The sequence below is a fragment of the Chryseobacterium sp. UNC8MFCol genome, assembly GCF_000482305.1.
Taxonomy (GTDB): domain Bacteria; phylum Bacteroidota; class Bacteroidia; order Flavobacteriales; family Weeksellaceae; genus Chryseobacterium; species Chryseobacterium indologenes.
This window is the reverse complement of sequence record NZ_AXUZ01000035.1, coordinates 1-1,169: the sequence shown is the minus strand read 5'-3', so window position 1 is coordinate 1,169 and position 1,169 is coordinate 1. Positions and strand designations below refer to the sequence as shown.

At 28.3% G+C, this 1,169-nt stretch carries 2 protein-coding genes; both read left to right on the top strand.

Translation table 11 applies throughout. The features are described 5' to 3' along the window. A partial coding sequence (locus tag M030_RS24215; protein ID WP_228375250.1) for a hypothetical protein occupies positions 1–393 on the top strand: 393 nt, incomplete at its 5' end. After that, positions 390–863 (top strand): hypothetical protein, encoded by a 474-nt coding sequence (locus tag M030_RS0114325; RefSeq protein WP_027374128.1) that lies wholly within the window; start codon positions 390–392, stop codon positions 861–863. The genes M030_RS24215 and M030_RS0114325, both read left to right, overlap by 4 nt. The last annotated feature ends 306 nt before the right edge of the window (positions 864–1,169 follow it).

Sequence of the window (1,169 nt, the reverse complement as noted above, 5' to 3'; positions counted from 1 at the left end):
GATTTTAATAATATGTTTGAGTATATTATAAATGGTTATGGGAGAGCATTTAAAGCTGTAAATTTAAAACCAGATCATTATCAAACAGCGATTGATATTATGTCTCTGAGTTCACTTCCAAATGGGAATGGATTTTATTCCCCCTATGATGTAGCTGTAGAATTAGATACATTTAGTTATTATGGTGTTCAATCAGTCGATATATTCCCATATAGAGATAATAAAAATAATATTACTGGTTTTGGAGTTGGAACTAAAATTATTAATGTAAATAATATGTCAGGAAAACAATATGATTCTTTAATTCGCAGAGTTAATAATGATTATAATTATTACAATGGAAGAGTTAATTATGCAGCTGACAGTTTACTTCATCAAATGTTAAAAAAATGAGAAAAATAGGAATAATATGCTTAATACTTTTTTTAAGCTGCAATGAAAAAGTGAAAACAATAAAAATATTTGGACCAGAAAATAAGTTGAAATATGTTTATAAAACTAAAGGAGACATCACAACTATTTATGATTATGCGAGAGATGGGAAGTTAATGATGAAATTAAATTTTAAACAAGATCAATTTATAGATACAATATATTTTTATGATTTTGATAATCACTATACTGTAATAGATAGTTCAAAGGGTAAATATTTTTATGGAACACAAATTCTTACGTATGATAATGGAAAATATGCGTATAAAGGCCCTTATAGATATACTAAAAATACTGATCCTAAAGAAGTATCAAAAAGTTTATTGAAATTTGGACATCATAGTACTTATAATGTTGATGGCAGTCTTCGAGAAGAATTAAATTTTAAAATAATTGGTGATTCTTCATTTGTTGTTAGTACAAAAAATTAGTAGATAAAAACGTATTACTAATATGGAGGTATACCTATCTCTATGAATAAAAATGAAGCCACCGCAATGCAGTGGCTTTATTATAGAAAACCGTTTTACCAGTACAAAGACCACCTTGACAGACAAGTAAAAGAGAATCTTTTACGAAGGCTACTAATATAGATTATGGAGCTGTTTTAGGATCTGACGGAGGTGGCGGATTCTATGAGAATGATTATGGAACTGTATATGAAGGAAGTTATGCAAGAGATGCTTTTTCATCTTTAATATCTGGTGCTGATCCGACTCCTCGACCTAATAAAAATA